The organism is Mycobacterium dioxanotrophicus, assembly GCF_002157835.1.
Classification (GTDB): Bacteria; Actinomycetota; Actinomycetes; order Mycobacteriales; family Mycobacteriaceae; genus Mycobacterium; species Mycobacterium dioxanotrophicus.
Window position 1 is genome coordinate 24,099 of record NZ_CP020811.1, and the last position, 26,185, is coordinate 50,283.

The 26,185-nt window shown below is 66.2% G+C and carries 24 protein-coding genes and 3 pseudogenes; 18 read left to right on the forward strand and 9 right to left on the reverse strand.

The window, feature by feature from the left end; genetic code table 11:
* Positions 1-78: 78 nt before the first annotated feature.
* Both BTO20_RS37435 and BTO20_RS37440 read right to left on the reverse strand, forming a co-directional pair.
* Positions 79-960 (reverse strand): alpha/beta fold hydrolase, encoded by an 882-nt coding sequence (locus BTO20_RS37435; RefSeq protein ID WP_087083498.1) that lies wholly within the window; start codon positions 958-960, stop codon positions 79-81.
* Positions 957-1,208 (reverse strand): hypothetical protein, encoded by a 252-nt coding sequence (locus BTO20_RS37440; protein ID WP_232491378.1) that lies wholly within the window; start codon positions 1,206-1,208, stop codon positions 957-959. The genes BTO20_RS37435 and BTO20_RS37440 overlap by 4 nt, the downstream gene beginning before the upstream one ends.
* Positions 1,209-2,601: 1,393 nt before the next feature.
* Here BTO20_RS37440 and BTO20_RS37450 point away from each other — a divergent pair.
* Together BTO20_RS37450 and BTO20_RS37455 are read left to right on the forward strand one after the other, a co-directional pair.
* Entirely contained in the window at positions 2,602-2,910 is a 309-nt protein-coding gene (locus BTO20_RS37450; RefSeq protein ID WP_198344632.1) for a hypothetical protein, read from the forward strand.
* A gap of 127 nt (positions 2,911-3,037) precedes the next feature.
* Positions 3,038-3,694 (forward strand): hypothetical protein, encoded by a 657-nt coding sequence (locus tag BTO20_RS37455; RefSeq protein ID WP_087083500.1) that lies wholly within the window; start codon positions 3,038-3,040, stop codon positions 3,692-3,694.
* Positions 3,695-3,708: 14 nt separating this feature from the next.
* On the opposite strand, the gene BTO20_RS37460 is transcribed toward BTO20_RS37455, so the two are convergent.
* Positions 3,709-4,215 (reverse strand): hypothetical protein, encoded by a 507-nt coding sequence (locus BTO20_RS37460; protein WP_087083502.1) that lies wholly within the window; start codon positions 4,213-4,215, stop codon positions 3,709-3,711.
* A gap of 89 nt (positions 4,216-4,304) precedes the next feature.
* Here BTO20_RS37460 and BTO20_RS37465 point away from each other — a divergent pair, with 89 nt between their 5' ends.
* From BTO20_RS37465 to BTO20_RS37515, 11 genes are all read left to right on the forward strand, one after another.
* Complete coding sequence (locus BTO20_RS37465; protein WP_232491379.1) at positions 4,305-4,649, forward strand: hypothetical protein; 345 nt, start codon at positions 4,305-4,307, stop codon at positions 4,647-4,649.
* Between the two features lie 15 nt (positions 4,650-4,664).
* Positions 4,665-5,774 (forward strand): hypothetical protein, encoded by a 1,110-nt coding sequence (locus BTO20_RS37470; protein ID WP_087083504.1) that lies wholly within the window; start codon positions 4,665-4,667, stop codon positions 5,772-5,774.
* A gap of 14 nt (positions 5,775-5,788) precedes the next feature.
* Positions 5,789-6,703, forward strand: coding sequence for a conjugal transfer protein (locus BTO20_RS37475; RefSeq protein WP_087083506.1), 915 nt, complete (start codon positions 5,789-5,791; stop codon positions 6,701-6,703).
* Positions 6,704-6,730: 27 nt separating this feature from the next.
* A complete protein-coding gene (locus tag BTO20_RS37480; RefSeq protein ID WP_087083508.1) occupies positions 6,731-7,021 on the forward strand; it encodes a hypothetical protein in 291 nt (96 codons plus the stop codon).
* 3 nt (positions 7,022-7,024) lie between these two features.
* Positions 7,025-7,369, forward strand: coding sequence for a hypothetical protein (locus BTO20_RS37485; RefSeq protein ID WP_087083510.1), 345 nt, complete (start codon positions 7,025-7,027; stop codon positions 7,367-7,369).
* Between the two features lie 14 nt (positions 7,370-7,383).
* Positions 7,384-7,791 (forward strand): hypothetical protein, encoded by a 408-nt coding sequence (locus BTO20_RS37490; protein WP_232491380.1) that lies wholly within the window; start codon positions 7,384-7,386, stop codon positions 7,789-7,791.
* 924 nt (positions 7,792-8,715) lie between these two features.
* Positions 8,716-9,171: a helix-turn-helix domain-containing protein gene (locus tag BTO20_RS40925; RefSeq protein WP_232491381.1), complete on the forward strand. Its 456-nt coding sequence runs from the start codon at positions 8,716-8,718 to the stop codon at positions 9,169-9,171.
* On the forward strand, positions 9,135-10,181 hold the full coding sequence (locus tag BTO20_RS40930; RefSeq protein WP_232491382.1) for an ImmA/IrrE family metallo-endopeptidase: 1,047 nt from the start codon (positions 9,135-9,137) through the stop codon (positions 10,179-10,181). The genes BTO20_RS40925 and BTO20_RS40930 overlap by 37 nt, the downstream gene beginning before the upstream one ends.
* A gap of 398 nt (positions 10,182-10,579) precedes the next feature.
* On the forward strand, positions 10,580-11,173 hold the full coding sequence (locus BTO20_RS40935; RefSeq protein WP_232491383.1) for a tyrosine-type recombinase/integrase: 594 nt from the start codon (positions 10,580-10,582) through the stop codon (positions 11,171-11,173).
* Entirely contained in the window at positions 11,160-13,391 is a 2,232-nt protein-coding gene (locus BTO20_RS37510; RefSeq protein ID WP_087083512.1) for a tyrosine-type recombinase/integrase, read from the forward strand. Before BTO20_RS40935 ends, BTO20_RS37510 begins: the two co-directional genes overlap by 14 nt.
* 91 nt (positions 13,392-13,482) lie before the next feature.
* A complete protein-coding gene (locus BTO20_RS37515) occupies positions 13,483-13,797 on the forward strand; it encodes a transposase (protein ID WP_232491384.1) in 315 nt (104 codons plus the stop codon).
* Here BTO20_RS37515 and BTO20_RS37520 read toward each other — a convergent pair.
* The 3 genes and pseudogenes from BTO20_RS37520 to BTO20_RS41470 all read right to left on the reverse strand — a co-directional run bounded on the left by BTO20_RS37520 (position 13,794) and on the right by BTO20_RS41470 (position 16,979).
* A complete protein-coding gene (locus BTO20_RS37520; protein WP_087083720.1) occupies positions 13,794-14,477 on the reverse strand; it encodes a TetR/AcrR family transcriptional regulator in 684 nt (227 codons plus the stop codon). The two genes, BTO20_RS37515 and BTO20_RS37520, sit on opposite strands and share 4 nt — an antisense overlap.
* A gap of 328 nt (positions 14,478-14,805) precedes the next feature.
* Positions 14,806-15,593: pseudogene (istB, locus tag BTO20_RS37525) on the reverse strand (IS21-like element helper ATPase IstB).
* A gap of 25 nt (positions 15,594-15,618) precedes the next feature.
* Positions 15,619-16,979, reverse strand: a pseudogene (locus tag BTO20_RS41470) (Mu transposase domain-containing protein).
* Between the two features lie 301 nt (positions 16,980-17,280).
* Between BTO20_RS41470 and BTO20_RS37535 the strand changes: the two are divergent.
* The 5 genes and pseudogenes from BTO20_RS37535 to BTO20_RS37555 all read left to right on the forward strand — a co-directional run bounded on the left by BTO20_RS37535 (position 17,281) and on the right by BTO20_RS37555 (position 22,623).
* Positions 17,281-17,793: a PaaI family thioesterase gene (locus tag BTO20_RS37535; RefSeq protein ID WP_087081559.1), complete on the forward strand. Its 513-nt coding sequence runs from the start codon at positions 17,281-17,283 to the stop codon at positions 17,791-17,793.
* A gap of 132 nt (positions 17,794-17,925) precedes the next feature.
* The gene (locus BTO20_RS37540) at positions 17,926-18,411 is read left to right on the forward strand and encodes a TetR family transcriptional regulator (RefSeq protein WP_232491376.1); all 486 of its coding nucleotides are present in this window, start codon (positions 17,926-17,928) and stop codon (positions 18,409-18,411) included.
* Positions 18,412-18,484: 73 nt separating this feature from the next.
* Positions 18,485-18,910, forward strand: a complete 426-nt coding sequence (locus BTO20_RS37545) for a DUF6188 family protein (RefSeq protein WP_087083514.1) — start codon at positions 18,485-18,487, stop codon at positions 18,908-18,910.
* A gap of 124 nt (positions 18,911-19,034) precedes the next feature.
* Positions 19,035-22,130: pseudogene (locus BTO20_RS37550) on the forward strand (MMPL/RND family transporter).
* A gap of 160 nt (positions 22,131-22,290) precedes the next feature.
* On the forward strand, positions 22,291-22,623 hold the full coding sequence (locus BTO20_RS37555; protein WP_087083516.1) for a hypothetical protein: 333 nt from the start codon (positions 22,291-22,293) through the stop codon (positions 22,621-22,623).
* Between the two features lie 407 nt (positions 22,624-23,030).
* Here BTO20_RS37555 and BTO20_RS37560 read toward each other — a convergent pair whose 3' ends face one another.
* The 3 genes from BTO20_RS37560 to BTO20_RS37570 are packed head-to-tail and all read right to left on the reverse strand — an operon-like array spanning position 23,031 to position 25,987.
* Entirely contained in the window at positions 23,031-24,755 is a 1,725-nt protein-coding gene (locus BTO20_RS37560; RefSeq protein WP_087083518.1) for a collagen-like triple helix repeat-containing protein, read from the reverse strand.
* Between the two features lie 31 nt (positions 24,756-24,786).
* Positions 24,787-25,317 (reverse strand): hypothetical protein, encoded by a 531-nt coding sequence (locus BTO20_RS37565; RefSeq protein ID WP_087083520.1) that lies wholly within the window; start codon positions 25,315-25,317, stop codon positions 24,787-24,789.
* Positions 25,235-25,987 carry a hypothetical protein gene (locus BTO20_RS37570; protein ID WP_157680455.1) on the reverse strand — a complete coding sequence of 251 codons (753 nt, stop codon included), beginning with the start codon at positions 25,985-25,987 and terminating at the stop codon, positions 25,235-25,237. Before BTO20_RS37570 ends, BTO20_RS37565 begins: the two co-directional genes overlap by 83 nt.
* Positions 25,988-26,185 lie beyond the last annotated feature (198 nt).

Below are 26,185 nucleotides of genomic sequence, written 5' to 3' on the forward strand. Positions count from 1 at the left end.
GGCGAGCGTGTCGAAGATCCCATAAGTCGTGCCGCTCACCTTGCGCGCCTAACGGGTGTTAGCCGACCACCAAATTCGTCACCGGAACCCGGCTTTGAGGCGATCGATGACTACCTCGGGCTTCTCCACCATCATGAAATGCCCAGCATCCTGGATGAGTTCCATGGTGTAGTTCGAATAATAGTTCGGAACCTGATGAACGAGCGATGACGGAACGACGGGATCGCCCACGCCCCAGAGCATGGTCACGGGAAGGTCGCTTACCGTCCGGTCGAGGTCCGTCCACGGATCGCTCGTCACCGAGAGGTTTGACCGGTAATAGTTGAACCCGCCGTGGACATTGTTCGGTTTCATACAGTTGTCCACGTATATGTCCAGCTCGTCCTGTGTTAGCAAAGGCGCGTGGTACGACCAGTGATCGAAGAAGTGCTTGAAGTAAATCCGGCAAGCCTCGCGGCTTGAAGTAACGAGTTCGACCGACATATCTGTCTGATGGAACTGCGAATACCACGACTCTGCGATGTGCGGGAAGCCAAGATAGAAGGGTCCGAAATCCGGGGTAATGGGATCGAAGATCGCCGCCTTGACAACCCTGTCGGGATACTTTCGGATGAACTTGTGAACGACGATTGCACTGTAGTCGTGTCCGACGACATACGCTTGATCGATTCCCAATGCGTTCAGCAACTCTGCTTGGTCGTCGGCGACCCGTTCCAGCGAGTACTGCGCCAGGTCGGACAAGTCGGGCTTCTCTGAGTCGCCGAACCCACGCAAGTCCGGAACGATTACATCGAAGCGCTCCGAAAGCGGTCCGATGACCTTGCTCCATTCCCACCAGAATCCGGGCCAGCCGTGCAGCAGCAACAGCGTGGGCCCGGCCCCCTCGCGCACGTAATGAATCTTCACATCTGAGAGCTGTACCTCATGATGCGTGAAGTGCTCGGGGCGCCTAATCGTCATTTGCTGACCTTGGTGTTGTGGGGGTGATTGAGGTTCCCCCGGCTCAACGCATCCTCGAGCGCACCGTACTGCCGGTCGTCTTTCTCCTCCTCCATCCCGACGTACTCCCGGACCAGGGTGCGGAACGGGTCCTTCGTCTTCGGCGGAATCTTGTACTTCGTCGGATACAGCGCGTCGCGATGAAAGTAACTCGGCTCCCAATCGAACGACTTGATTTTCTCGTGCTGCGTGGTGACCGATGCAGTCATTTATCGCTCCCGTTGGATTGTGACGCCGGTGCCGACCACCGTCGCGTTGAGACCAGCATCACACGCCGGTCTGCGGTCGACTACCTCCGATCGGAGGTTCACGATCGCTGGGTTGGCGGTGGTCGCGAACGCGTGGCGCTACCGTGGAAACATGCCCCCTCACCAGCGAGGTCACATCGACCCACGCCCATACGCCGCCACTCCAGGTGTGGTGGGTGCCCATGACGGGTCGGGACGTGTGATGGTGGTCGATGATCATCCGCTCGTGCACTTGGGGGTGGAAGGCGCGCCGCGCGTGCAGATGTGCCGGGGGGCGCGTACCTCGACTGATGGCGTCGCGCTCGCCGCATCGGAACGTCCCGACGTGGTGTTACCTGGACCTGCATCTTCCGGACATGGCACTGCCCGACACCACGCGTTCCTCGGTGATCGGAATGCTCAGCCCCATCGCCCACGAACAGTCATTGGACGCCGCCCCTGTGCGGGGCACCTGAAATGTGTGACGCCGTCGGGCGACTCCTGGAAGCCAAGGGCCTGCCGGAGGCGCGCATTCACGCCGACAAGTTCTATTCGGCCGTCGAGTCGCCCCAAATACCCGCTTGAGCGACATGCGATACAACCGACGCTCGACGCGCGATCGCCTTCAGATCCGGTTTCGATCACACCGACGGTGCGCAACTCGTCGCAGTAAGGCCGGGCTGCAGCAGGATCAGGCCATCTATAAGATGGCCAGTCCGCTGCATCGGGAGCGTATGGTGCTGATTGAGATTCCGGACGAGCAGGCGAGTTACGGCGGCCAGCTTACGGTTCTTGCAGGAACGGCTCCGCGCGAGATGTCAGCGGTTGACGCCGTGCGATTTCTTGGGCAACCGTTCAGTTCTAGGATTCGATACTTAGATGTCAAAATCCGGCCGACATTCAGGCGTACGGACTCGCCGTCTAGACGTCATGGACAATAGAGAATATCCATGGCGGTCGTTCTATCAGGTTGTGTACGAACGATGTTCGTAGTTCGCAGCGCAATCTCGACCAGCTCTTCCGAACCAGCGTGTCAGTTCGGGCTTGCCATCACCATGATCACTCCGAAGGCGTCCGACTCACAATGTTGTGCTGTAACGCACCGGAACGGTTCATATTGCGGTCCCTTGTCGTTGCCTCGGCGGTGAGTTCTACGATCGGCCTCTACAGTTGATTTGCGCACCACCGTACGGTTCTAGGATCCGCCACGTAGATGAGAAAAGTCCGTCCGCCATTACGATGAGAATTGCCGCAAACCCGCAGCTAGAGGCAGCGCCGTCCGCCACGAACTATGAGAACCTACAATCAGCAGCAGCAGCGGCGGCAGCCATCGCCAACAACGGGCCAATGGCAAGGGCGCGTTGGCGTCGAGGCGATGAGTTCGGTTGTGGCCCAGGTGTTGCCAGCACACGACTGCTGTAACCACTCACCGCACGCACAGGACGCCGTGGGCGCCCATGTCGCCACCTCGACCGCGCTTGCGCAGGCCCGCAGAGACCTTCAATACGCGGTGATTATGGGTACCGACACCCATCGCCGCCGCCAGTACGCCCTCTCGGCGCGTGACGAGGCCGCCACTGTGCTGGTGGCCGGCGACGCCACTGCTGCGCAACTGCGCTATGCCCGGCACTACTTCCGTGCCGCGCAACAGTTCGCTGCCGCGGCGAACCGCGGTGTGATGTAGCGCTCGACAACAGCGAGAGTGCGGGATGGCGCAGCGCGCCACCCCCCCGCTCAGCTGATCGCGGGCCGGAGTCGGAGTCGCAAAAATAGTGCACGAGCTACCCTTTGGGGCATTTTAGGGTCGTTTTATGGCTGATCCCAGCGACAAGTTCGATGAGGTGCGCCGGGCCTGGATTGCCCGGCGGCAGGGATGGTCGCTGATTCAGCGCCGCCGCGCCGAGCAGCTGGGCCGCCGCGTGCGAGCTCGCCAGCGCGACACGGTGGCCGCGGTGCCCGACCCGCATGACGACACGTCGCTGCCGCCGTTGATCCTGCGAGTGGCCAAGTCGCCGACCTCACACGTGGAACTGGTGGCGGTGGCAGTGCTGGCGGTGTGTGTTCCGATGGGTTGGTTAGCCGGCGTGGCACTCAAAACTGTTCTGGTGAACCTGATTCCGGCGACACTTCGGGCCTTCCCCACCGCTGCCTTGCTGTGGTCGGGGGCCGCGCTGGGACTGCCGATTATCGCGCTGTATGACCCGGCCCCGACGATGGGTCAGATGCTGGTCGTGCCGTGGCTGTGCGCCCAAGTCGCCGCCGCGCCCGTGGTGGCCGGGGTGTACGGCATCGCCGAAGGATGGTTGGCGATCCCTGGCTCGGAGCAGTGGTGGCCGTTGACGCCGCCGGAGCGCACGCTCACTGCCGAGGATGCCGCCGAGATCCTGGGGCCCTACGAGATCACCGGCCCACCGGTGGTGGAGCCGCGGCCGCTGCCCGAACACGGCGAGCGGATGCCGCGGTGGTGAGCGCGGCGCGCACCTCAGTGCTGCGCGGTGCCGGTGACCGCGTCCTGGTCGTCGAACTCCTCGACCAGCGTGTGATCGACGCGGAACTCCTGGCTCAGCCGTTCGTGCACGGTGTAGAGCCGCTGGAGGCGGTCATCGACGGCGCGCACGTCGTTGCGGGCTCGCTCGATTTCGTCGTGCAGTTGGCCCAGCAGCCGGTCAATGACGTCCTGGGCCGTCATCGGCGTCGAGGACTGCTCGTGAGCGCGCACGTTACGGGTGGTCCGGGCGGTGACACTGAGCGGGGTGCCGCCCAGCAGCACCACTGCGGCCGACCCGGGCTGCCAGCCCAGGGTGCGGTCGATGCGCAGCAGTGTGCGCACGGTGGGGGTGTGCTGGGAATCGCGGGCGCGGACAGCGGCCAACGTGCTGGGGTGGGGGAACCCTCGGCGGTTGGCATCTTCCTTGCTCATCCGCAGTTGAGCCAAGCGGGCGTCGACGAAGTGCATGAGGCGGGCGACGCCGTCGGCTGGGACCGTCATAATCCGCACCCTACCGCACCCAATGCGCTAAGTCGGGTCACAAATTGTAACCGCCGATATATGTCATATCTCGACGTTAGGTTGCCCTCATGAAGACACTACTGGCACTGTTCGCCCTGCTGGCCGCCGTGATGGCGGTGGCCGTGCTGGCCGTGGTGCAGATAATCATCAAGCTCGCCCCGGTGCTGATCCTGATTGCTGTCGTGGTCCTGGTGATGAAAGCGGTACGGGGACGCCGCCGCCCGCCCGCCTCGCCGCCGATGCGCGCGCTGCCGCCCGGGCGCGCCGTCGCCCCGTGCGTTCGGCACCGCCGTCGCGCCCGGTGGGGTGGGCGCCGACCCAGCCGGGCGGCTGGGTGCTGCTGCCGGTGTGGATGGGACCGCCGCCGCTGGCCTGGCGACCCGCCGCGCCAACGGTGGTCGATGCCGAGGTGATCGAGGACCAGCGCCGTGGCTGACACTGCCGAACCCCTCACCGATGACCGTTGGGTCGATGAGCTGATGAGCGGCGCAGACCGGGGCGCGGCACCGGCCGCGGGCACGGTGCACTCCGGCGAGGTCGCGTTCGACGTCGACGACACCGGCCCCGCAGCAGAAACCGACCCCACGAGCGAGCACGACGACAGCGAGGGGGACACCGACCCGAATCTGGAGCCGGTGGCGGCCACCGCCGCGGACGAGATGCCCGTGGATCTCGACGCCCCCGATGCGCCGGCTGCCGAGGACGACGCCACCGGGGCGACTCGCGCTGATGCCGGCGCCAAGCGCACCGCCCTGGCGTTGGGGGTTGGGCTGGTGGTGGCGGTGACGGCGATCGTGGCCGCGCTGGTGTCGTTCAGCGACGACTCCACACCGACCCAGCAGCGGTCTGATGCCCCTGCGGCCACGCCGGTAGCTCAACCACAGCCGGTTCCCACCTCGGCCGCACCGACGCTCCCGCAGGATCAGTCGCTTCCCTACACCGCCAGCGCCCCGTGTGCGGCTGGGTCGACCTCGGCGCAGTCGTTGACCGACACCGCCACCGATTCGGCGTGGGTCTGCGCGCGCGGGTCCCGCGATGAGGCGCTCGAAGGCAAGGTACTCACCGTCGATTTCGGCAAGACCTACATGATTTCCGGTGTCGAGGCGACGCCGGGATGGGTCGCGAAAACGCCTGGCGGACAGGACCGATGGCTTCAGCATCGGGTAGTGACCCGGCTGCAATACATCTTCCTCAACGGCAACGTGGTCTCCGACATCTTCACCCACGACACCGGCAATGTGCACGGGCCGGTCACCGCCGCGCTGCCGCGTCGGGTGCTGGCCTCCCGGGTCAACGTGGTGGTGTTGCAGACCTCGCGCCCGCCCACCTCACCGCTACCGGCCACCGATCCCGCCGGGCTGCCCGAGGCCCAGCCCGGGTTGGTGGAGTCGCTGCTCGGCGAAGGGGGTCGACCCCTGTCGGAAGCCCCGCAGAGCCCGGAGCCGTACCCCGATCTGACCGTACCCGGCAGCGGTAGCGACCCCGTCGACAACACGTTCGCGATGAGCGCGCTGAAGTTCCTCGGCTACCAGCCCTAAGAAATGAGATTCCCGTGGCACTGTCGAAAACCTGGCAAGGACGTCTGCACCGATGGCGCGGCGGCGCCCGCCGCGCCGGCCTCGTCGCCGTGACCCTGGCCGCGATCTTCGGCGCCGCCGCCGGCTGCAAGGTGTTCTTGGCCCCCGACCGCCCCGACTTCATCGGTATCGCCCAGCGCGAACGTAATCAACAAAGCATGGTGGGGGCCTTCGCGTCGGACTTCGTGGTGGCCTGGCGTACCGCGACGGTCAATCAACGAGACAGCTTGCAGCGCTTCATCACTTTGCCCGAGCAAGGGTTGGCGCTGCCCTCGACACCAGCGGCAGTGATCACCGCGCCTCAGGTGGGACCGGTGCTCAGGATGGGCACGCTCGGTGACACCGAGCTCTACACCGCCGTGATCTCGGTCAACGAACGCGCTTATGCCTCAGCGCAACCCACGCGCACGTTCTATCAGGTCCCGATTTCGCTGTGGAATCGTCAACCCCGTGCCCTGGACTTCCCGGCCCAGATCAACGATCCGGGTCCGGGCGCGGATTTCACACTGGACTACCGCAACGCCCTGGGCCCCGAGAGCCCGGTGTTCGCCGTGGTCGCCGGATTCATCCGCACCTATTTGACGGCCACCAACGGACTGGATCGCTACGTGGTGGCCGGTGCGCCGCTGCGCCCGATCGTCGGCTATCAAAGTGCGGTGGTCTCGACAGCAGCTACAGACCGCAGCGTGCCCGACACGCCAGCACCCGGCGAGCAGCTGCACGTGCGGGCCACCGTCGTCGCGCAGACATCACAATTTGCCACCGTGAATTTGGCGTATCCACTGACGGTCGAAAATAGCGGCGGGACGTGGATGGTGGCGGCCATAGACTTAGTTCCACAGGTTGGCACCCAATCCGACGCCAACCCTGTCGCCAAACCACATAACTAAGGGCGATTGAGAAAGGCGTGAGGGAACATGGCAGAAAATACCGAATTACTGGCGGCATCGGGCCTTTTTGAGTCCGGTAACAAACTCGGGCTGGCGGTGCTGGGCTTCCTGGCGCTAGTCGCCCTGGTCATCGGCGCCGGATCGGCCATCAAGAAGCTCAAAGAAGGGTCGGGCGCGGCGATCACCGCCGAGATCGGCGCGATCGTGTTCGCGGTGCTGATCGGGCTGTCGGTAGGTATCGCCGCCGCGGTGACCCAGGAAGCCGAGGACGCCGGGATCCGCAACCCGGTCCGTGTGGACAGCGTCTGGGATCGCTGACCGATGAGCAACGACGTCTCGGCCAAGATCTACTCCGATCAGCGCTCGCTGCCCATCCACCTCGGCGATTCCGGGGACGGTTTCACGCTGCCGTTCAAGGAGAAGTGGCGCGCCCCGGACGCCATCGCCGCGGTGCTCGGGTTCATCGTGACCGGCTCTTTGGTCACCGCCAACATCAATTCCGGCAATGCGCTGCGCTTGCTCATCATCGGCGTCGTGGTGACCGCGGCGGCGGTGTGGTCGTTGTCGAAACTGCCCGCAACCCGTCCGTCGCTGCGCACCCGGGCCCGCTGGTGGTGGGAGAACCTGCGCCCGCAGGTCGTGTCCTCGCACCGCCCGCACCGCTAGAAGGGCCGGTTCGAATGTCTTTGGCCACCCCGCTACGCGCGATCGGCAACCTGCGGCTGACCCCTCACGGGGTCTATGCCGACTACCTGTTGTCCGGTCAGCCGTTCATCTTCTTGTCCGAAGAGTGGCAGGATCGCGTGGCCGCCGAGCACGCCGAGCTGTGGCGGGCACTGCCGTCGGGATCGTCGATCAGTGGCTTGACGGTGCCGGTGGCACCGCGCAGCACCGTGCGAAAGATGCTCTACAGCCATCCTGATCTGCGCCTGCGCGAGGGCGGTGAGACCGGTCTGGCGGCCGCGGCGCGGCCGTGGGTGCAGCACTGCCGCAGCTGGGAGCCGACGATCGCCGGGCACCGCGCGCGCCGGCGCATCTATTGGCTGAGCCTGCCGCTGGATTACGGTCTGGCCACGGCTTATCAGTAGTTAAGTACATATTGTGAGCACAATATGCGTGTTGAACTGCATATTTATCGTCGAGTACATGTACCCTAAGATGGTGCGTAGCAATATCAATACCCTCGCCACGCCGGTGCGGCGTGTTGCTTGCGCTCCCTGTTTTTGTGTGCGAAATTCGCCGTGTGAACCTACAGGAGCGGTTGCGCAAGGCGGTGTCGGATCATGGGCCGTCGTTGGCGACTCTGCGTTACGACTTGGAGGTGGTGATCCCCAAGGTTGGCCAGATGTGGCAGCCGTTGTTCGAGGATCCGTTGGATATTCACGGTCAGGCTTTTTGCACGTGTGTGCGCCAGATGGTGTTGAGGATGCGCGAGCTTCGCAAGCCGATTCCGGGGGACACGTTGTTGACTTCTCGTGGCAGTGGGTTGTCGGTGCAGATCGCCGATTCGCGGGGAATGGATTTTCGTGCGCGGCGGTGGCCGTCGAAGGTGTTGCACGGGGAGCGGGTTCGGGTGGTGACGCATCCAACGGGGGGCGATCTTCGGGTGCTGCGGCCGCCGAAGGCTCAGGTCGACGAGCAGATGTTGTTGGACGAGGACGAGCCGGCGCAGTTGTTTCCGTCGCCGATTGTGACTCCGGCCGGTACACCGGATATCTTCGCCCTGTGGTGGCCGACCGACGATGGGTGGGGATTGTCGGAGGCGGTGTTGGCGTTCGTGGTGGATGTGGACAATGCGTCGCGGGTGCAGATTTTGGCAACCGAGCCGCTGCCTCCGGTCACGGACTCTCCGCTGGTGACTCCGTCGGCGCAGGGTCAGGGGCCCAGGGACGACTTCGGCGAGTACGAGCCGCCGGCGCTGGGTACGGGCGAGGATCCGAGGAGCCGGCTTAAGGGTCGTGGTGTCGGGGTCGATGCGAATGTCGGCGGGTGGCTGTTGAATCGAGGTCGCAATGACGACGACCGTGGACGTGTATGGGTTGCGGGTCAACCAGGCCCGGGTCATGCGCGCGATGACTGCCACTGCGGTGATGGAAGCGTTGGGCTGGAAGCATTCTCGGCTGAACCGGTTGGAGAAGTCGACCACGACGGCGTTGCCGATCGAGGATTTCGACCGGCTGGTGGCGGTGTTGCGGTTCCCGGCGAAATTTTTCACCACCGCTCCGACGTCGCGGGTGCACCAGTCGGATCTGTTGTTCCGTGCGCCGCGGTCGATCACGGCGACCGAGCGGGAGTATTTGGCGCAGTTCGCGGCATTGGCTGGGGAGTTTCTCGACGAGCTCAATGGCCGCACTCAGTTACCTGCGGTGAAGTTGCCGATACTTCCGATCGACACCGCGGTGACCCAGGCCGCTGCGGCGGTGCGTGCCAGTTGGGGTTGGAGCACGATCAGCCGATCGAGTACCTGACGCATGAGATTGAGCGCAGCGGTGTGGTGGTCGTGGTGCGCCGGTTGCTGACCTCCTCGTCACGGCGGATCCTGGGTGACGGGGATTCCACCGGCAAGATCGACAAGCATTTGGGTTATTCGGTGCGTGTCGGGGAGTTCAATACCCGGCCGTTGATCGTTGTGCGGCAATCGAATTCGTGGGAACGGACCCGCTGGACGCTGGCTCATGAGGTGGGTCATCTGGTGTTGCATGCCTCGGGCAGCGTCACCGAGGCCTGCGAGGAGCAGGCGTCGCAGTTCGCGTCGGAGTTGTTGGCGCCGGCGGCGGTTCTGGCCAAGGAAGTGTCGCGGGCCCCGTCGCTGGCGGAGTTGTTGCCGGTGAAAGCCAAGTGGGGTGTGTCGCTGGGGGCGTTGATCAAGCACCTGCATACCTCGCAGTTGTTGACTGGGGCGCGGTTTGAGGCGTTGCGCCGCCAGCTCTACACCCGGGTCAATCCGGATACCGATACGACGTGGGGTCGGGTGGAGCCGGGCTGGAATGACCGTGAGGTGGAGCGGCCACGATTGATCAGCAAGTGGCTGGAGATGGCGTTTTCGGCGCGGTCGGCGGCGATGCTGGCCCCTATGACTTGGTGTGGCCGCAGGATCTGCTGGAGGACTTCATGGCCGGGCAGCGGGCCGCCCGGGCGCGGCGGCGGTGCGGGTGGCGGCCGGCAGCGGCAGAGCGACGGTCGGACCCGCGACAGCGGCGCCCAGTACGGGCAGCAATGTGATTCCGTTGCGGCAGCGAAGCCGGCGCGGCTAAAACACAAGGGGGTCGGGGCCGGTGGCGCGAGTGCAGCGGGTGATCTTTGCCGACCAGCCTGTCACCTACACGATCGTCGGCGCCGATCATCTGCCGGTGGCCCGGCTGCGGAGTATCTGAGGTTTCTGCGTGAGGGGGCGCGTCCCCGCACACGGTGCGTGGCTACGCCGCGGGTTGGCGCGGTGGTTCACGCTGCTCGAGCACACCGGCCATCGTTGGGATGACTTCCCCACCACCCTGTTCGGGCAGTACTTGCAGTATCTGCGGACTGGTGATCTGCCCGGGACACCGCGCCTGGGTGCCCCCGAGACCAAGATGGTGACCAGTTCTTTGCAGCCACGGGCGGCTGCGGTGTTGTCGATGTATCGCTATCACGCTGATGCCGGCACCACCGAGGTGCCGTATCGGCGTTTGGTCACTCAGCGGGGCAGCTGGCGGCGCCACACCCGCTACGTCGGGTTCCTCGACGGCGTCGGGCCCACCGCGACGGTGAGCATCCGATCTACCCGGTGCGCACCCCGCGGCGATCGGCCACCCCTGTCTTGTCGCCTGCCCAGGTGGCCACGATCCTCGATGGCTGCTCGGTGCAGCGCGACGGGGACTGGTCCGGTGGGCCGCCGGGGTGCGCAACCGGTTGTTTTTCGCTGTGCTGGCTGAAACGGGAATGCGTCTGGGCGAGGCCTTATCGCTGCGGCACAACGATTTTCATATCGGCGCCGGTGCGACCCGTGGATCGACATTGTGGAGCGCCAAGATCACCCTACGGTGCTCGGTCAAGACCGGGCCGCGGCGGATCTATGTCGGAGATGACCTGGAGGCACTGTATTCAGAGTATGTGTGGCAGCTGGTGGCGATGAACGCCGACCAGGCCGTGGCGGATCTGTCGAATCATTTTGTGTTCGTCAATCTGCAACGGGGGCCGCGGTTTTCGCCGATGCGCCAGGAGAATGTCTACGAGAAGGTCCGCGGGCTGCGCACAGCGCATCGGAGTCTGCCGCCGGATTGGTCACCGCACTGGCTGCGCCACACTCACGCCACCGCGTTGCTGCTGGCGGGGGTGCCTGAGCATGTGGTGATGCGGCGGCTGGGGCATGCCGATGTGCAGACCACGCTGTCCACCTACGGCTGGGTCACCCAGGACGCGGCGATGCGTTCACTGGCCGAGTGGAAAAACTATGTCGCCGGATGGAAAGGACTTCACGATGGCCAGCAATGAGGGCCGCCTGACCACACCGGTAGGCGACCTCGGTGCGGTGGCGTGGCAGGCGCAGTGGGCCCTGGTGCCCGCCGAATGGCGCCGCCCGGCCTATCAGGTGCATCTGCCCCCGGCAGATCGGGTGTTCCTGTCCCGCAAGAACGATCTGCCGCCCGCTGCGACCGCTGGGGTGTACGACTTCACCCCGCAGGCCACACCGGCGCGGTTCGCCGACGAGATCGCCTGGTGGGTGTGGGTGTGCTACCACGAGGGGCTGCGCAAGATCGAGCATTCCCTGCTGCGCTGGGCCACCCAGGCCATCAGCGCCGCCGCGGCCGAGTACCGCAGTGCGCACGGCCGCCACCCGGTGAGCATCACCGACCTGGCGGTCAACGACATGGTGCGCCACGCGGTCGTGGTGTTCGAGCGGCGCAATGCGCGGCTGCCCGCCGGCGGCACACGCCGCAATATTGTGGGCCTGATCGAGCATCTGCACCTGTTTGTGTCGGTGCGGGCCAGCGCCATCGACTGGTGGGCCTATGACACCTGGGATCTGCGGGCCGATCCACGGATCCCGCAACGCGAACACGAACCGTGCCACGAGAAGACGGTGCGCATCGGGGCGATCGAACCAGCGTGGCTGCGCGAAGGGGTGCGGTTTTGGCTGCGCACCTGCCTGGATGCGGAGTTGCTGCGCTGGTCATCGGCAGTCGATCGTGCCCGCGAGATGGCGCGCCACTTCGGTGAATTCGTGATCGCGCGTGGCTACACCGATCCCGTCTTATCCGATGACCCGGCGCAGCTACGCCTGATTTTCACTACCTACAACGAATACCTGCGCTCCCCGGCCGCGGCTGCCCGACCTGACAAGCCGTTGTCTGCCACGGCGATCGGCGACAGCCAATCTCAGATCCAGAGCTTCTACACGTTCATGCTCGACCATGCACCCGAGGCCGCGGCAGCCACCGGCGATGCGCGTTGGGAGAACCTGTCCGCGGCGCACACCCGGTTGTGGGGGCCGGCGTTTCGCACCCGCCGCGCCCACCGCACCCGGGAATTGACCTGGTACTCCACTGGAGAACTGCAGCAGATGCTGGCCTACCTCGACGTGCTCGCCGCCCAACGGGGCGCCCTGGTGTCGGTGACCCATCCCGATGGCACCGTGTCGCTGATCAAAGGCCTCGGCGACCCCCAGGCCGCCCGGATCTGGCTGCTGCAAGCACTGACTGGGCGGCGGGCCTCAGAAATTCTCATGCTCGATCACCACCCGCTCGAAGCGATCCCCGGCGCGGCGCGGCCCACCGCCACCGATGACCCCGATGTGTTCGTGGCCAAACTGCGCTACCAACAGACCAAAGTCGACGGGGTCATCCCCACCATCCTGGTCGAGCAGGCCGTGGTCAACGTCATCGCCGAGCAACAGCGCTGGCTCGCCGACACCCACCCCAGCCTCACCCCGAAATACCTGTTCATCGCGGTCAAACAAAACCTGGCCGGGCGCCGGCCCCGCCCGTATGCGACGTATCGGGCCTCCCTGGACAAGCTCGATGCCATCCATGGTCTCAGCGATGCTGCGGGAAACCCGTTGCGGTTCACCCAAACGCATCGGCTGCGCCACACCCGGGCCACCGAACTGCTCAACGACGGCGTGCCGATCCACGTCGTCCAGCGCTACCTGGGCCACAAGAGCCCCGAGATGACCATGCGTTATGCCGCGACACTGGCCGCGACCGCCGAAGCGGAGTTCCTCAAACACAAGAAGATCGGCGCTCACGGCACCGACATCGGAATCAGCCCGTCTGACATGTTGGACATGACCCAGCTCTCAGTGCGCACCGACCGGGTCTTGCCCAACGGGGTGTGCCTGCTGCCGCCACTGAAAACCTGCGACAAGGGCAACGCCTGTCTGTCGTGCGGGCATTTCGCCACCGACGCCACCCACCTCGACGAACTCAAAGATCAGCACGCCAAGACCACGGCGCTGGTCGAGATCAGACGTCAGCAGTACCGCCGGCGCACCGGCCGCGAACTCACCGATGACAACGTATGGGTCGCCCAACGCCTGCGCGAATTGCATTCCCTGCAAGCCATCCTGGACCGCCTGACCGCAGATCAACGCACCCATCAGGAGGCGATCGCCGGGGCCGGGACGGCCAACCGCATCCCGCTGCAACCTGTGGCCACCCGCGGTGCGCACGATTCAGCACTGCGCAAAGCCGATCCTCACACACCCGCATGACCGTCACCCCCGCCTCCCTCACCGCCCTTGAGGCCAGCGCCCGCAAACGCAGCGCCGACGTCGAGGCCCGTATCGATCGGCCCTGAAGAAGATGCGCAAGCAGGGCCTCGACATCAACGTCAGCAGCCTGGCCCGCCACGCCGGAGTGTCACGCAGCGTCATCCACCGCCGCCCCCAACTGCGAGAACAGATCCGCACCACCCAGCCGCTGGCCGCCGCCCCCGATCCACCGCCACCACCGGCTACCAACACCGAGAGCAGCATCATCACCGCACTACGGACCCGCCTGAAGGCACGAGACGCCCAGATCGCCGACCTGAAAGCCCAACTGCGCGAACGCGACCACATCATCGCGACCCTGCACGGGCAACTGGCCCGCAAACCCCACCCGGACACCAACTCCTAGCTGGCTGGTTGTGCGGGTCGCTGCGTGGTTTGTGCGGTGATGAAGTCGTCGACGATGCGGGTGCAGTCGTGGTGGCCGATGGCGCGCAGGCCGGTCATGCGGGCAAAGACCAGGGGGCCGACCAGTTGGCACAGTGCCAGTTCGATGTCGAGTTCACCGAGTTGGTCGAGGGTTTCGGGACTGTGCAGGATTTCGTCGAAAGGCCGTCGGTACTGCTCGATCACCCGGGTGCGCAGCATGCTGGCAGTGGCGTGGTGACCGGTATCGCTGTCGCTGTCGTGTGTTTCGGTGGGGCCCAACGCGGCCCAGGCCAAGGTGGTGACGTGCAGCGGCGCTTCGGCGAACAGGTCGGCTTGGCGCGAGAGCAGTTCGACGAGCCGCTCACGCAGGGTGCCGCTGGTCGGGGCGGGCGCGATGACTTGGGGCAGCAGTCGTTCGAAGGTGGCCGCGAGCAGTTGTGAGGAACTGTTGAAGTGGCGGTAGAGGGTGGTGCGGGCGACCTTGGAGGCTTTGGTGACCGCGTCGATGGTGACGGCTTCGATCCCACCGGTTTTGAGCAGGTTGGCCGCGGCGTCGAGCAGCCGGGTGCGTGATCGGGTGCGGCGCGGGTCGACGTCGTCCTCGTCGTCGGGTGCCGCCGCGGGTTCTGTTGATGGCGCTAAAGAAGACTGCCCAGAGATGCTAAGCGAAATTGCCCAGTTGGCTTGAGTGGCTAAGGTTAGCAGGTTCGTCGTTGCAGGGGAACGATTGTGCCGTCGCCGGGGGGTGCTGGGGCGGGCAGCTTCTGGAGTGGTCAGCAAAGCGACGATGGTGATGGGTTCGCCGCAATGCGGGCAGGAACGGGTGGCGGCCGGCTGTGGGGCGGGTGGCCGGGCCTCGGTGACGGTGGCGGCGGTGTCGCTGTGTTTGCGTTGCTCCCAGGCGTGTTTGCGGCAGCGGTCTGAGCAGTAGATCTTGGTCGGTGTGGTGGCGGTGAATTCGGTCCAGCAGGCTTGGCAGGAACGGGTCTCAGCTGACATGGGCGGCGACCGCCTTACGCATCGTTTCGGCGGTGGCTTGGTGGTTGCGCAGCCGGTAGCTGGGTCCGTCGATACCGACCACGGTGGCGCGGTGCAGTAGCCTGTCCAACATGGCGGCTGCGACGGTGGCGTCTCCGAAAGCGGTTGCCCAGTCAGCGATCCCAACATTGGTTGTCAGAATCGTACTCGACTTCAGATACCGTTGGTTGATCACCTGGAACAACGCGGATGCCCATCGCCGGGCAGCGGAAGGTAGCCAAGTTCGTCAATCACCAACAGTTTCGGTCCGGCGAAGAACCGCATGCAGGTGTGCCAGCGGCCTTCCAGGGCGGCTTTGTGGCAGCGGGCCGCCAGGTCGGCGGCGGTGGTGAAATACACCCGGTGGCCGGCCTCGACCGCGCCGCGGGCCAACGCGACGGCCAGCATGGTCTTGCCGACCCCGGGTGGGCCGACGAACAGCACGTTGGCCGCGTCGTCGAGGAAGCGCAGACTGGCCAGGTCGTTGATCAGTTTGGCGTCGACCCCGGGCTGGGCGGCGAAATCGAAATCGGCCATGGTCCAGGGTTCGGGCAGACAGGCGAACCGCAACCGTGAGGTCAGCCGGCGGGCTTCGGTGGCGTTGACCTCGATCTCCAACAGCCGCTCCAAAGCGGCGGTCAGGGACAGGTTTTCGGCGCGGGCGGCATCGAGGATGCGGGGTAGCGCTTCGGCTGCGTCGCCGAGTTTCAGATAGGACAGATGTGCCCGGAGTTGTTGGTATCGGCGGGCTTCGCTCATCTGTGGGACGGTTTTGCTCAAGGGGTTACTCCTGGTTCTGTTCGGTTGGATGGTGTTGGGGAACAACGGATAGCCGTGCTGCGGTCGCCGCATAGACGGCCAGATCGATCACTACCTTCTGGCGGGATCGTTCGCCGGGGCACCACGCAGCCGCGCGGCCTCGGCAACGGCGGCCACCGAGGGCGGTCGCCGGGTCTTATGAGTGCAAGGCCTGGCCGTCGAGAACCCCGATAGCACTGCCTGTTCGAGCGCGACGACGTGACCGGCATCGCGCACCACCGCGCCGCTGCCGTCGACCGCGCGGCGGTGCGCGGCAACAACGGCTCCCGATGCCGTGGTCAATTGCACGGTGTCAGAGCCCAGGCGGTGGGTGACGGTCACCGTGGCCCGGCCAGCCCGGCGGCACCGAGTACTGATTGCCCCGCCAGGACACCAACGCTTGTGGAGTGACGATGCGGTGTTCGGTCAACTCGGCCGGATACGAACCCGTCGGCAGTGACCGTAGTGGTTCGGCATCGGCCAGGGCGCCGACGGTGGTGGCCTGCCCGTCGCGGCGCCGGCGGCGCCCGTCGAGCTTCACGCACAGCCGGTCCAGCGACGCCTGGGCTTGCTCGATCGTGGTGTCGTCGGTGACGGTGCGCCACCAGCGTTGGGCGGCAGCGTGATTGGACTTCTCCACCACACCCTTGCGGTTGCCCCGTCGTGGCGGGCACACATCGACGGCGACAGCGTAGTGTTTGGCCACCCCGGCGAACGCCGCGGTGATCCGGCCCGATTCGGGATGACATACCGTGGCCATCCGGTCGAACCGCCACCGCTGGGTGACCCCACCCAACCGGATGCTGACCGCCTCGATCGCTTCCACGACGTGCGCGAAGTCCTCGGCCGGGCCAGCGCCCCGCGCCAGCGGCTCGAATGGGCCAACGCCCCGACCAGCAGGTGGGCATGCCGGTCAGCCGCCCACGATGCTGGTGGATCGGGCAGCTCGACCCAGTCCCACTGAGTCTCGACCCCGGGCGGATGATCGATGACCGCGACGTCGCGGCCCTTGACCGACTGACACGGCTCGCAATGCGGTCGCAGCCCCAGGTTTCGGATTGCCAGGGTCAGCGACGGATACGAGCCGGTAAAACCTAGCTCGACGAGTTCGTCGAACAGGGTTGAGGCCCACAGGTGCGGATCGTCAGCCAGGCGGATCCGGCAGTACTCGACGAACGGATCGATCACCAGCGGTTCAGAGCGTTGGCGTTGCCCGGGTACTCGTTCCCCAGCCAGATAGGCCCGAACGGTTCGGCGATTGATCCCGAGATGGCGAGCGATCGCCGATATCGACCAACCCTGCTCCCGAAGCGCATGCGCTTCCACATCACCCTCCAGCGACAGCAAACGACGGCCCTCCCATTCATCAGCGGAAACACAACTCCGCTGACGATGAGCAGAACCCCGACAAGCAGTCCGACGACACGCCGAACCACCGCTGCCAACTGGGCACTTTCAATTAGCGAGACTGAGCACTTTCACTTAGCGCCATCACTGTCCCCACCTGACCTCCTGGTGTGTTGCCTCGTCGGTGCATTGCGGCCGCTCTCCCGGTTATGGTACCGATAGTATCGCAGCGAAACTGCTAGTACCGGCGGTCCCGGGTCGGGACGCGGTGGCGGGGCTGCCCGGGTGTGAGGAGGCCGTGATGGGTGCTGATCAGCCGCAGCGGTTGCCGTCGCACACGCCGACCTGCATGGGCTGCGGGCCGGACAATCCGCACGGTTTGCAGCTGGAGGTGTTTCGGTGCGGTGATGAGGTGTTCGCTGATCTGGTGTTCGATGAGCGTCATATCGGCGCGCCCGGGCTCGCGCACGGTGGTGCGATCGCCGCGGCGTGTGATGACGTGCTGGGTTTTTCGTTGTGGATCGCGGCCACCCCGGCGGTGACGCGCCGTTTGACGGTGGACTATCTGCAGCCGGTGCCGTTGGGGTGCACGCATCGGCTGACCGCGCGGATCGCCGCACGCGAGGGCCGGGCCCTGCATGTGGAGGGGGTGGGGGTCGGTGTGGACGGTGTCACCCGGTTCACCGCCTCGGCGGTGTTCATCACGGTGGATGCGGCCCATTTCGCCGCCCACGGTGACATCAGCGGTTTCGGGGAGTTGTTCGCCGAGCTGACCCGCTACGGCGGCCCCGACGCGGGGTCGCGGTCGCGATGAGCGCACCCACCGCGACACCCGCAGCCGAGCTCGGCGCCCGCGCCGGCCGGCGGCCGCGGTGCTGGCACGGCGCGAGGCGATCCTGGATGCCGCGTGGGCGGTGGCCTCAGCACACGGTTTTGACGGGTACAGATGCGTGCGGTGGCCGCGCAGGCCGGCATTGCCGCCAGCTCCCTGTATCGGCATTTCCGATCCAAAAGTCATCTGCTGGTGACGGTGCTGGCCCGCGAATTCGAACGTCTCGACACCGAATTCGACTGGAGTACCGGTGATCTGGCGCCGCAGGCCCGGCTGGGGCGGTTGACAACGCACCTGCACACGGCCTGGCAGGCCAACCCGCACCTGACCGAGGCGATGGTGCGTGCGTTCGTCGTGGCCGACACCGAGGCCACCGGCGCGATCGAGCACGCCGCCGCGGTGATCGAGGACATGCTGGCCCGCACCCTGGGCGGGCCCGCACCCAGCGCACATGACCGGGACGTGGCCAGCCTGATCGCCGATGTGTGGCTGGCCAACCTGATCGCCGTCATCGGCGGCCGCATCGATGCAGGCCAGGCCCGCGAGCGCATCGACCGGACCGCCCGGCAGCTGACATCCGGACCCGGCGCCACCGGTTAGCGAGACTAGTAGTATCGCTGCGCTACTCCCAGTACCATAAAGCGACACAATGACGTGTCGAAGGGAGCCGGGCATGCATACCCCCTGGATCGAGCGGTGCACCGTTCAGCGTGTCTCGTTGCGCGACGGATTGGTGCTCGACCTCGACGATTACAACGAATTGGTGATCGCCACCCCGATCCCGCTGACCCTGCCGCCGATCGGACCGTCTTATCCCGAAGAGCAGGTCCTCATCGATCCGGGCAACGTCTCGGTCCAGCAGCGTCCACTGCTGGACCTGGCCGGCGCGGTGTGCACGGGGGCGTGGTGCGACGAGGGCGGCGGGTTGCACCTGGGTTTTTCCCGCGGGCATCGCATCGATGTCGCCCCGCAGGAGGCCGCGACCTCCTGGGAGCTCTACGGCAAACGCCACGGCTACATGGCATGCCTGCCCCGGGGGCGGGTGCGGGTGGTGCGCCACGACCTGCCCGACGACGAATCTGAGGACACCGCAAGTTAATTCACCCCCCACCGCGCCCAGCCGCAACCATGGCCCGAAAGATCGGCGCGGCCCTTCCGATCCTCGTGTGGGACTATTAGTATCGTAGCGATACCGATAGTTTCGTTTCTTGGGAGGCGTGGGGATGGGCGATCGAACCGGAGATGCTGGGCCTTCCCGTGGCCGGCGCGGCGTCGATCTGTCCGGATCTTCGGAATACAGCGCCCGGTTGGGTCGGCTCGCGGCGTTCACGGTGGGCCACAAGGCATTGGTGATCGGTGGATGGATCGCGGCCGCGGTGGTGCTGGCGCTGCTGTTCCCGCAGTTGGAGACGGTGGTGCGCCAACAGTCGGTCGATCTGATCCCGCGGGATGTGCCGTCGTTTCAGACCGTAGACCGCATGAGTGAGGCGTTCGGTGAGCAGGGCTCCAAGACGATGCTGTTCGTCGCGATGCAAGACCCGGCCGGTCTGACCCCCGATAATCAGCTGCGCTATCAGGATCTGGTGGGGCGACTGCGCGCCGATCACGACCATGTCCTGCTGGTCCAGGATCTGCTGGCCGACCCGGTCACCAGAACCCAGGCGGTCAGCGGTGACGGCAAGGCCTGGTATCTGCCGGTCGGGGTGGCCGGCACGCTCGGGGATCCCACCGCGGCCGAATCCGTGCAAGCCGTGCGCGATCTCACCGACACGGCGTTCGCCAACACATCCACCACGGCCTATGTCACGGGGCCACCGGCCACGTTCGCCGATCAGATCGCCTCGGCCGAGCACGACCTGGTGTTCATTTCGATCGCCACCGCCGCGCTGATCGCCCTGATCCTGCTGATCGTGTACCGGTCGGTGTTCACCGCACTGCTGCCGCTATTGGTGATCGGGATCAGCCTGGCCGTCGGGCGCGGGGTGCTCTCAGCACTCGGGGAACTGGGTATGCCCGTCTCGCAGTTCACCGTGGCATTCATGACCGCGATCCTGCTCGGCGCCGGCACCGACTACACCGTGTTTCTGATCAGCCGCTACCACGAACAACGCCGCGCCCAGGTGCCCGCCGATCAGGCGGTCATCGCAGCCACCGCCAGCATCGGCCGGGTCATCTTGGCCTCGGCGGGCACCGTGGCCCTGGCCTTTCTGGCCATGGTGTTCGCCACCTTGAGCGTGTTCGCCGGACTCGGCCCGGCCTGCGCGGTCGCCGTGGCCGTCGGATTCGCCGCCACCGTGACCCTGCTGCCACCGGTGCTGGCGCTGGCCGCCACCCGCGGCATCGGCGAACCCAAACCCGACCGCACCCGCCGCTACTGGAACAGCGTGGCCGTGGCCGTAGTGCGCCGCCCGGTACCACTGCTGGTCATCAGCCTGACCATCCTGGTGGCACTGTCGGCGGCCGCGGCGACCATGACCATCAGCTACGACGACCGCCAAGGACAACCCGCCACCACCGCCAGCAACCAGGGCTATCAACTGCTGGACCGCCATTTCCCCAAAGACGTCGTCATCACCGAATTCCTCGTCGTGCAAAACCCCACCGACATGCGCACCGGCAAGACCCTGGCCGACCTCGACGAGATGGCCTCGCGCATCGCCCAAATCCCGTCCGTGACACGTGTTTCCGGGTCACCCGACCGGCCGGGCAACGCCTCGACCAAGCCCAACTGTCCTGGCAGAACGGACAAATCGGCGACAAGATGGCCGACTCGGTGGCCCAGGGCAACGACCGGCGCAGCGACCTGGACAAGCTCACCCACGGCGCCGACCAACTCGCCGACGGCCTAGCCCAACTCGACACCACCGTGCGCACCGCGCTCACCCCCTGGGCGGAGCACTCACCCAAGCCGGCACCGCCGGAAAGAGCATGCAGCGCTTCGGCCCGCTGCTGCAACAACTCTCAGCCACCGCACCCGAGGTCGACACCGCCATCCAGGCCGGCCCCGGCATCCGGCCCTTGGCCGAACGCGCCCAGAACGCCATCGCAGCCCTCGACCCGCTCGTCACCGCACTCAACACCTCACCGTGGTGTGTGACCACCCCACAATGCGCCCAGATCCGCGACCAGGTCACCGTGCTGACCACCCTGCGCGACAACGGATTCTTCACCCAACTCGCCACCCTGGGCGACCAGTACAACCCGGCCACCAACGCCACCGTCACCGGCACCCTCACCGAAGTGCAACACAGCGTGGCCGCCATGAACAACGCCTTCAAAACCCTCGGCAACCCGAAAACCTGGCCGCCAACATCGGCCGACTCCAACACGGCATCAGCCAACTGGCCTCCGGCGCACGCGCCCTGGCCACCGGCGTGCACGCCCTGGCCGACAGCAACATCCAAATGCTGTCCGGGATGAGTCAAATCGCGGCCCAACTGCAAAACTCCGCCCGCGCCACCGCCGGATCCGATGCCGCCACCGGCTTCTACCTGCCCCCCGAAGCCTTCGACAACCGCCAATTCGCCGACGTCGCCAAACACTTCCTCTCACCCGACGGCAAAACCGCCCGCTTCGCCATCGACACCAGCACCGACCCCTACAGCGGCGAGGCGATGAACCTGGCCCGCCAGATCACCGACATCGCCAACACCGCACGACCCAACACCTCCCTGGACCACGCCACCGTCTCGGTCGCCGGATTCCCCGCCGTCAACTCCGACATCCAACGCCTGCTCTCAGCCGACTTCACCCAACTGGCCATCGCCACCCTGGTCATCGTCGGACTCATCCTCATCGCCCTGCTGCGCGCCCTGATCGCCCCCCTGTACCTGCTGGGCACCGTCGTGCTGAACTACCTGGCCTCACTCGGTATCGGTGTCATCGTCTTCCAATGGATCCTCGGCCACGAAATCGCCTGGCCCGTACCACTATTAGCGTTCATCATCCTCGTCGCCGTCGGCGCCGACTACAACATGCTGCTCGTATCCCGACTCCGCGAAGAATCCACCCACAACATCCGCGTCGGCGTCCTGCGCACCGTGGCCACCACCGGCTCAGTCATCACCTCCGCCGGCCTCATCTTCGCCGCCAGCATGTTCGGCCTCATGATCGGATCGGTGGCCATCATGATCCAAACCGGACTCATCATCGGCTGCGGACTGCTGCTGGACACCTTCCTCGTGCGCACCCTCACCGTCCCAGCCATCGCCACCCTGCTCCGCCAAGCCAGCTGGTGGCCACAACGCCCCACCACACCCACAACACACCCCACACCCACACCGCAACCAGCCACCGCCACCGCCACCGCCACAACCTGACACCGCCAACAAATTCCGGCCACCGCACAGCGCAGATCATCGAGGACAGCACTACAGATAAACCTGTCGCCCACGGTCGCAAACACGATCCCAACCACCGTCAGCGACAGTCGAGTACACCCGCAACCGTCCTACAGATAACATCCCTCCGCTGGCGCTCTTGGCCGCGACTCACATCTTGGCGCTTTTGTGGAAATTCTCGCCGGAGGAGCTGCCCATCGTCGCGCTCACCGACGCTGCCGAAGCCGCTCCGAGCCTCATCGCGCCTCAGGTTGACGTTGCGGCCGCGGTTGCCGATCGTCTGCATGCCGCTGGCAAGTGCACCGGCCAATCCCGCGATACGGTCGCCGCGGTGATCCGCATTCTCTACAGCCCACGCCGAGCGACCATGTCCCAGCGGGAGATTGGCCGGCAGGTCGACATCGGACACGATGCGGTGGGCCGCATCGAGAGCCACGCCGTTGACCTGCTTGGGGGCCCAGTGGCGGCTTGAGCCGCCCGGGGCGGCGGGCCCCGGCGGCTTCGGGTCCAGGGCTGGCGCGCGGCCGGCGGCGCCGCGCCCCACCTACCCCCTGGGGGTATATGAATCTCGGCGGCCAGGCCAACCAACCGGCACCCGGTTGGCGGTCGAGAACGATCCCCGTCACCGGGTCCGGTTGCTCGTTTCTTCGGCCGACGGCCGAAGAGGGCTGGGGGAGTAGCACGGAGCGAAAGCCTTCGCGTCCGTGCTACCAGGCAAGATGGCGGGCGTCGGGGCCTCAGGCGAGCTCGCGCATCCGCGCGACGGCCCGCCCCGGCGTCGATCCCGACGACCCAAACACATTGCTTCGCAACGCAAAAAAGGGGGCCTCGCACCCATAGGTGACGAGGCCCCCTTTTTTTGCGCTCGGCGCCGGGTGGTTACACCACCGGCGCGGCCGCGTGCACCGGCATGGCCGGCGCCGCGGTCGGGACAAACGGCGTGGTCGGCTCCGGTGCCTTGCGGAAGGCGATGAACCCCGTCAGCTTCGCCAACGCGGACACCGGCTGGTACTGGCCGTCCAAATACACCTTCCCGTCGCCACACAGCATCACGTAGCGATCCTTGAACACCGCCAAGTCGCCAACCTGAGCGGCGGCCAGGGACGGCAGAGTGTCCTTGATGGGCGTCGAGGTCGGCGGCAGGGTGATCCCCGCTGCCTTGTACGCGTCCTCTAGCGAGGCGCCACCCAGGTGTGCTCGCGCCGCCGCGGCGGCGGCCGGGGTGGCCGCGGTCGCGTTGGTGCCGTCTGGACGCTGCACCAGCGTCGGAGCTGGGGGAGCCGCCGGTGCCGGTCCATCTGGCTTGGCCTCCGGCTTCGGAGCGTCGCCGGCCTGCTCCGTTGTGGTCGGGGGCGTGGTCTGCTCCTGGTTCTTTTTGGGCTGAGGGCTGTCGTTGTTGTTTTCGCCGTCGCCCGGCTTTTTCTCCTGCTCGTCGCCCTTCGGCTTCTCATCGTTGTTGTGATCGGTCTGGTCGTTGCGCCGGTCATCACCAGCGCCCCGCACCGCCGACCCGATGATGCTCCCCAGGTCGCCGAGCGGGTTACCGCCGCCACCGGTCAACCCGCCCAGCGCGTTCGGCAGCGCGGAAGCCATCTGGGGCAGCGCGTTGGCCAGCTGGCCGGCGGCATCACTGAAACCGCCTTGGTCATAGCCGGTCTGTTCGTCGTAGTACGGATCCCCGTACCCGCCGCCGCCGTACGGATCGCCGCCGTAGCCGCTTGCGTACGGATCGGTGGCGCCGTACTCGCCCCCGACGCCGTAAGGGTCCGTCGCGCCTCCTCCGCCGCCGCCCACGTCGCCGGGGTACTGGTTGCCCAATCCGGTGATCTGGCCCTGGCGCTGGGCGACCACAGCTGCAGCATCAGTGATCACCTTGGCGGCCTGATCGGCCTTGTCCTGCATGAATTTGTTGAGCGCCTCGGTTTTCACCACCGACGAATCAGGCGACGTCTTCTGGTACTCCAGCTCCTTGTCGATGTCGTCCTGCAACGCCTTGAGCTTCTTTTTCGCCTCTGCGTTGTCGTCGACGATCTGCTTGCCCAACGCATCGAGCTGCTCGTCGAGCGACTTCAGTGCCTCAACCTTTTTCTTCAACGCCTCGGCCGCCTCGGCCTCCTTTTGCGCGGCCGAGCCCTCCCAGCCCGGTTCACCAGGCTTGGGAGCAGGCTTACCAGGATCACCCGGCTTGCCAGGATCACCCGGCTTGCCAGGATCACCCGGCTTGCCAGGAGTGCCCGGTGCGCCCGCTCCCGGTGCCTGAGGCGGCTTTTCGACGTCCTTGACCACTGGCGGTACCGGAATACCGCCAATCGTCGGCGCCGCGCCAGGAACCGCCGGTGTCTGACCAGCAGGAGGCTGCTGGGGTTGCTGTGGAGCTCCAGCAGGGGCCGCGGCCGGCGCCGCCGGGGCCGGCATCAACGGTGGCGGAGCCACCGGCGGCACGAAATCGCCCGGCTTCGGAGTGGGAGACCCCGACGCGTCGAGCGCCGGCGCCGGCGGCGACTGAGGCGCGGAGGACCCCCCACCGAACAACTTGTCCGCCGCCCACAGCACCTGCGTAATGCCGAACATCCCGGTGAACGTATCCGAAAAGCTTGCGCCCATACCCGTCTATCCCTTTCTCACCAACATCGGTTCAGCCACCGACGATCGCACGCACGATCGCGGCCGCCTTTCCTTCATGTTTCGCATACGCCGATGGATACGCCGACACCTGAACCCGTTGAGCCGCAACGGTCACCGGCAGCGACTCCCAGTTCGGGATCCTCACCAACTTGTCGTAGAACTTGCCCGCCGACGTCGCCGGGTTCATCAAATCCGCTGTCGCACCCCACGACTGGCGCTGCTGGAAAGGACCCACCGAATCATGATCATGCCCAGTTCCCACGTGCGGGAGCCGCATCGACTCCGGCACACCAGGATTGGCCAGCACCCGAAGGCCAGACTCCTGCAATTCTGTCGCCACCGCGATCTGTGCCGCCTTGAGCGGCAGATGCCGCCTCATCGCCTCGGCCACGGTGGCTTTGGCCACCATCACCTGGTGAGAATCCAAACCGGCGATCGACGCCGGCCCCGGCAGCAGATCACCGCCCGCACCGCCGAACGGCGTACCACCCGGCCGCGGGCCGCCGGACCGCGGCCGCAGAGCGCCCCCGAGATCCGGCACGGAAAACCCACTGCCCGTCGGCATCCCACCGCCGCGACCCATCGGCAGCCCGCCACCGCCGGGCATCCCGCCCCCTGCCATGCCCCGACCACCCGGTGGTCGGCGTCGGCGGCGGTGTGGTGGGGTGGTCGTCGTGGTGGGGTGGGGGTGGTGGTGTTCCGGGTGGGGGTGGGGTGCCGTATTGGGAGGCGATGGCATTCAGGTCGGCTTGGCGGCCGGGCAGGGTGGCGGCGTAGCCGTTGACGACGCCGGCGGATTGGGTGAGGTGGTCGGTTAGGGAGGAGACCAGTGCGACGCGGCCGGGGACGCTGCCGGTGTAGGGGGCGAGGGCGCGGGTGGAGTTGTCGGCCGAGACCACCAGGGTGCGGGCGTTGTTGCGGCCGTTGGTGGTGTCGGCGGCGGTTTGGCGGCCCCAGGCGTCGAGTTGGTTGTCGGCTCCGGTGAAGGTGGAGCGGCGGTTGTCTAGTGCGGTGGCGTTGGATTGTTCGCGGTTGGCGCTCGGTCCTGACCAGCCTGGGGTGCCGGGTGCGCCGGCGCCGTTGGCTGCGGCGCTGTTCGTCGTGGGTGCTGAGACCCCGAACAGTCCTTCTACCTCGGCCAGCGAACGTCGCGCGGCCGCCACAAACCCCTCCACGCCATCAGTAAAACCCACCTCCACCACGAGGGCCACCAGCACAACCACCACACAACCGGCAAACGACCACGACCCCGGTTGGCCGCACCAACCGATTCCTCGTGGTAGGCCACACCGACCCGGTTGCGGATCCAAGGTCGGGGAGTATCCCGATCGACCGCGGGATGGCTCCTTCCTGGTCTTCGGCTTACGGGTCCTACCACGCGGCCCGCCCGGGCGGCGCCGCCGAGGCGG